Below are 6,009 nucleotides of genomic sequence, written 5' to 3'. Positions count from 1 at the left end.
ACGCAGCGGTTAAACAATGTATTAATATTTGTCTCTGCGGACTCTGACCCTCAGCGTGCCACATTTTATTATCTGGCCTTTAGGCCACCATAACTTATTTTGCCAGCATAGCATTCTACATTAAGCGCTTCTGTCTTTTATTATGAGGAAAGAAAAAATTACACGCTGAGGTGCAGAGAACGCAGCGGTTAAGAAATGTATTAATATTTTTCTCAGCGGCCTCTGCCCCTCAGCGTGCCACATTTTCTTATCTGGCCTTTAGGCCACTATAACTTATTTTTGCCAGTAAAACATTCTCATTGAGCGCTTCTATCTTTTTATTTACGCCGCCGTTTACACAACTTAATACTCCGTATCCGGCAACCGCTTATTTAAAAGGGTTTTTAAATACAAAAAATATCAGCGCTTACCAGGCCGATTTAGGAATAGAGGTTACCATTGCATTATTTTGTAAAGAAGGGTTACAAAAATTATTTTCTTCAATTGATTCAACAAAAGAAATATCTGCCAATGCAAAACGCATTATTGCTTTGCAGGAAGATTATATCAATACCATTGATGAGGTAATTTATTTTTTGCAGGGAAAAAATCCGGAGCTGTCTTCTTTAATAAGTAAAAGAAATTTTTTGCCCGAAGCAAGCCGTTTTGCACAAACCGATGATTTGCTTTGGGCATTTGGCAGTATGGGTAATCAGGATAAAGCCAAACACTTTGCCACATTGTATTTAGAAGATTTAAGCGATTTGATTAAAGAATGTGTGGATGAACATTTTGGTTTTAGCCGCTATGCCGAAAAATTAGGCAGAAGTGCTAACAGCTTTGATGAATTATATAACGAGTTACAAAAAGATTATACTTACTTAGATAAAATATTAATTGATATTTTAGAAAAGCGGATGGTAAAGGTGCAACCAAAATTGGTTTGTATCTCTGTGCCTTTTCCAGGAAACTTATATACTTCATTGCGTTGCGGCCAATGGATAAAACAATATTATCCTCAAGTAAAAGTTTGTATGGGTGGCGGTTTTGCCAATACTGAATTACGTTCACTGAGTGATAAAAGGGTTTTTGAATTTTATGATTTTATTACTTTAGATGATGGCGAAGCACCAATAGAAAATTTATTTGCTTTTATAGAAGGAAGAAAAACTATTGAAGAATTAAAAAGAACATTTACTTTAATTGACGGCGAAGTAAAATATATCAACAACACTGCATGCACTGATTATAAACAGGGGCAGGTAGGTACGCCTGATTACAGCGATTTTTTATTGGACAAATATATTTCGGCAATAGAAGTGGTAAACCCCATGCACAGTTTATGGAGCGACGGCAGATGGAATAAATTGACCATGGCACATGGTTGCTACTGGGGTAAATGTACTTTTTGCGACATCAGTTTAGATTATATAAAATTATACGAACCCATCACGGCAGAATTACTCTGCAACCGCATGGAAGAAATTATTGCACAAACAGGGCAAAATGGTTTTCACTTTGTAGATGAAGCAGCACCGCCTGCATTGATGAGGGCTTTATCCTTAGAAATTATAAAAAGAAAATTAGTAGTAAGCTGGTGGGCCAATATACGTTTTGAAAAAAGCTTTACCGATGATTTGTGTTTGCTGTTGAAAGCGGCAGGATGTATTGCTGTATCGGGTGGATTGGAAGTGGCTTCAGACCGATTGTTGCTGCTAATTGATAAGGGTATTACTGTTGCACAGGTTGCTAAAGTAAACAAACATTTTACTGAAGCCGGCATAATGGTGCATGCGTATTTAATGTATGGCTTTCCTACACAAACCGCACAGGAAACGATTGATGCTTTAGAAATGGTGCGGCAGTTATTTGAAGCCGGGGTTTTACAATCTGCATTCTGGCATTTGTTTACTATGACGGCACACAGCCCGGTGGGATTGCACCCTGAAAAATATAAAGTACAAAAACTAACGGAAGCGGTTGGCAGCTTTGCCAATAATGATATTGTTCACCTTGACCCCACCGGAGCCGATCATGAAAGTTTTAGTTTTGGATTAAAAAAATCTTTATTAAATTATATGCATGCTGCCTGCTTTGATGTGCCGCTGCATAAATGGTTTGATTTTAAAACACCTAAAACAACTATTCCTGCGGATTATATTTCTAAAGTTTTAACTGAGGAAGAGTATGCAGCTGTAAAACCCAATACAAAAGTGGTTTGGCTGGGTAATACACCTGTTGTAGAAATTTTCACCAAATCTAAAAAAGGTAATCAATGGGAAGTGTGTTCGTTAACTTTTGAAACAAAAAAAGAAACGCTGGAAATTAAAACAGATAAGGAGCAGGGCTTATGGTTAGCCGCAATGCTGGAAAAATTATCAGTAAAAAATATTAAAACTTTTAGTTTGCAGGAAGTAAAATTTGATTATGAAAATGCAGGGCTTAATGACTTTGAATTATTTTGGGATAATAAACCCGTAAATACTTTGTACAAGGCGGGGTTGCTGCAGTTGTAACACCTGGCTAGCTCAGGCTGACACAATGCTTGACGCCCTCTTTAATATTTTTATTTCATCTCCCACGCTAATAAATCCGTTTTGCTGCTGCAAAACATTTTGCCCAAAATAGATTTTATTATTTTTCATGCGGTAAGTGGCCAATGTTGTTAAAGGTTCTTTTCCTTTTTCTGCAGTTTGCTGATTGATGGTTGTCATTACACAGCGGGAGCATGGTTTTACACCAAGAAAATTATTTTCTTTAATTGCGAATTCTCTCATCTCATCTTCAATATGTGCATGGCCACCTGTAAAAACTATATTTGGCCTAAAACGGTTCATGTGTAACGGTTCTAATAATTTTTCGTTCAGATTATCCAGCGAAGATTGCCCGATCATTAATAAAGGATAGCCATCTGAAAAAGAAGTAATCTCTTCGTTGCCTGCATATCTTTTATCTACTAAACGCTTTGTATTTTCAGGCATGTAAACCAATTTACAATTTATCTGCAGCATAGTACTAAACCATTCGTTGCATAAATTATTTACCACAATTGCATCACAAATATCGTCCCACACCTGTACTTTTATTACTGCAGTGTTTTCATTTGTAAATGGAATGATAATGGAAAGTGAAGGATTATTTTTATGAAATACTTCAATGCCTGTTGCTGTTTCGGCAGTTTGTAATAATGCCATTTGCGGATGGCTGCGTTGCGATAAAAATAAATTGTTTTCATCCACCAGCATCCACCTTCTATCGTGTTTAAATCCTGTGCCGGTTATCTCAGCCGTTTGCAGGCTAAAACCTCCCAGCGATTTTATGGGATAGACGAATAAATGAGTTACCTGCATCATTGCACAAATTTATATTTTTTTATATTGATTTAGTTTTATTGTACATTTAAAATAAAAATGAAACCAACTTTAACCATTGAGTATTGCCCCAAATGCCATTGGCTTTTACGTGCCGCTTACATGGCGCAGGAAGTATTAACCACTTTTGCCGATGAAGTTGGTGCAGTTACATTGCACCCCAGTGAAGTAAATGGCCGCTACAATATTTATATTGACGGCAAAAAAATATTCGACAGAAAAGAATATGGCGGCTTTGCCGAAATAAAAGAGATAAAGCAAATGATAAGAGATGTAGTGGCACCGGGAAAAAATTTAGGGCATACTGATACACCTGCGCATCATCAAAGCTGAGGAAGGGAATTAGTAATTAGTAATTTGATATTAGGTACTCAATTTAAAGCGGCTTCAGTAATACCAATTAACCAATAAACCAATAAACTAATCAACCAATAAACCAATAAAATAAACTAACTCATGCTGGGAATAATTCTTTGCGGTGGACAAAGCAGCCGGATGGGCAGCGATAAAGGCCTTTTAGTGCATGAAGCAAAAACATGGGCACAAACTGCTTTTGATAAACTGAGTGTAATAAATATTCCTATAAAATTTTCAGTAAATGAAAAACAGCAAAATGATTATGCAAAAGTTTTTGCAAACGATGTATTGATCGTTGATAATGCTGCTCTTAATATTCACGGGCCATTACTTGGTGTATTATCGGCGCATTTACAAAATCCCAATGACGATTTATTTTTGCTGGCCTGCGATTTACCTTTAATGGAAACCAATCTTTTAAAAGAATTATTTGCCCTGTACCAGCAGAGTAAAAGATATGAAGCCTGTATTTTTACCAATAATAAAGAGCAGGAGCCGTTGTGTGGTATTTATACCGCTGCTGCTTTACAAAAAATTATAACATTGCAGAAAAAAAATAAATTAACAAAACATAGTATGAAATTTATTTTAAGCAAATTAATTGTTTGCGAAATCGCACTGCACGAAAGTCAAAAAGTATATTTCCGCAATTTTAATGCGCATACAGATATCAATGGGTTATAAACTTAGTTGAGATTTTTTTATTTTGCTGAAATTTTCTTTTCCTCCCTCACACATGCTGCAAACATAAGTAGCAGGTAATTTTTCAAATGGCGTGCCTGCGGCTATTTCATACTCAGGTTCGCCAACAGCAGGGTTAAATACCGTTTGGCAATTATTACATTGATAAACAAATTCTTCTGCTATTTTTTCTTTAACCTGTTTTACGGGTGCAGCACCAACAGATTTAGTTTTATTCAGCCCGGCCCGGAAGTTATAAAATTTTAAAACACTTCTGCGAAGCTGCTCGGGTAAAACTATTTTTGGATTGCCGCTGCTGAAAATTTCTTCTGTTCTTTCGTTAGGATTAAAATCTTTCGCACATAAAATATCATACACTTTAAAAAGCTTTATACCCAAAACATCAACCAGGTATCTTTTGCGTACCAGTATGCTGCTGAATATCTCACTTTTCTTTCTTGTTTTTATACCAATGCAAATGCCGAATGTACGGGTGTCATCAATGCTTAAATGCCTGACAAGGTAATTTTTTAATTCAAGCCCTTCCATACAATTGTCTTCTACCTGAAAATTTAATTCATTTGCCGCATGCCGCATATTGATTTGAAATTTTTCCAGTAACGAATTCCAGCTGCCTTTATCTTTTTCTTCAATGCCCTTTATCATTATTGTTTTCCAGGCGGTGCAGCAAAGCTGGCCCAGCTTGGTTTGCAGGCAAAGTTTACAAACACTTTTTAAAAATTCTACATTAAACAATTCATCCCTGCGGTAAATGCCCAACCAGTATTTATTATCGTAACGGTTAAGCCCTTCGTAATAGGGTAAATTAAATTGCGGCAGGTCGGCTTTTTTTTCTGCAGGTTTAATGTTTAAATCTTCTGTTAGTATGGATGAAAATAAAATGTTGCCATCAGCATTGGTATTATCAATATAAGAAGATGGATTCGCAACAATAAGTTGTTCTATTGATTTGGTAAGTTTAGGAATATCGTTAGTGTAACACAACTGATCCCACTCGTAAATAATATTTGTTTTTGGGAAACGAATGATCAAATGCCAGTAATGCTGCGATTCGGATGCGGCTATCCAGTTAATATTACCGGTAAGCATGGGCGTAAAACTCTGATTGCTGTCGCAGATATTTACTTTTAATGTAGGTGTATAATCAATGGTATCAAAAATATCTTTGTAAACGCCTTCGCTAAGCCAGGTGTTGCGGATAAAAATATCTTCGGCAGGGTAGGAGCTGATGATGTTGGGGAATTTACTGCTGTCTGTTTCAAAAAAAATATTCAATTTTTCCAGTTCTTCTGTAAAATCAGGGATGCTGTAATTTTCTAAATCTATTAATAATTGCTGACGTAAACCAAAGCGTACATACTGCACTTTAATTTTTTCTGCTGCAATTAAAATGTTATATAAATCTCCGGGAGAAATGATACCGCCACGAAAATTAATAGAAACGATATTAGCCATGATGGTAAATTGTAAGTAGTGAATGGTGAATTGTTAATGGTCAATGGTCAATGGTCAATGGTCAATGGTCAATCCGAATTGAATTTACAACGTTACTGATAAATTTTTACAACCCAAACTCTTTAATGGCTTTTTGGAAATTTTT

At 36.0% G+C, this 6,009-nt stretch carries 5 protein-coding genes; 3 read left to right on the top strand and 2 right to left on the bottom strand.

Going from position 1 to position 6,009, the window contains the following annotated elements:
* Positions 1-299 precede the first annotated feature (299 nt).
* Positions 300-2,495 (top strand): B12-binding domain-containing radical SAM protein, encoded by a 2,196-nt coding sequence (locus ACY65O_RS14610; protein ID WP_462221596.1) that lies wholly within the window; start codon positions 300-302, stop codon positions 2,493-2,495.
* A 12-nt stretch (positions 2,496-2,507) separates the two neighbouring features.
* Here the strand turns inward: ACY65O_RS14610 and ACY65O_RS14605 are convergent, their stop codons facing one another.
* Complete coding sequence (locus ACY65O_RS14605; RefSeq protein ID WP_462221595.1) at positions 2,508-3,332, bottom strand: MOSC domain-containing protein; 825 nt, start codon at positions 3,330-3,332, stop codon at positions 2,508-2,510.
* A gap of 57 nt (positions 3,333-3,389) precedes the next feature.
* Between ACY65O_RS14605 and ACY65O_RS14600 the strand changes: the two genes are divergently transcribed.
* Both ACY65O_RS14600 and ACY65O_RS14595 read left to right on the top strand, forming a co-directional pair.
* Complete coding sequence (locus tag ACY65O_RS14600) at positions 3,390-3,683, top strand: Rdx family protein (protein ID WP_462221594.1); 294 nt, start codon at positions 3,390-3,392, stop codon at positions 3,681-3,683.
* Positions 3,684-3,806: 123 nt separating this feature from the next.
* A complete protein-coding gene (locus ACY65O_RS14595; protein WP_462221593.1) occupies positions 3,807-4,391 on the top strand; it encodes a molybdenum cofactor guanylyltransferase in 585 nt (194 codons plus the stop codon).
* Here ACY65O_RS14595 and ACY65O_RS14590 read toward each other — a convergent pair.
* On the bottom strand, positions 4,386-5,864 hold the full coding sequence (locus tag ACY65O_RS14590; RefSeq protein ID WP_462221592.1) for a rubredoxin: 1,479 nt from the start codon (positions 5,862-5,864) through the stop codon (positions 4,386-4,388). The genes ACY65O_RS14595 and ACY65O_RS14590 overlap by 6 nt on opposite strands.
* Positions 5,865-6,009 lie beyond the last annotated feature (145 nt).

The sequence above is a fragment of the Ferruginibacter sp. genome, from assembly GCF_031430955.1.
In the GTDB taxonomy this organism is placed as follows: domain Bacteria; phylum Bacteroidota; class Bacteroidia; order Chitinophagales; family Chitinophagaceae; genus Ferruginibacter.
Note: the sequence above shows the minus strand (reverse complement) of the source record. Positions and strands in the feature narration are given on the sequence as shown.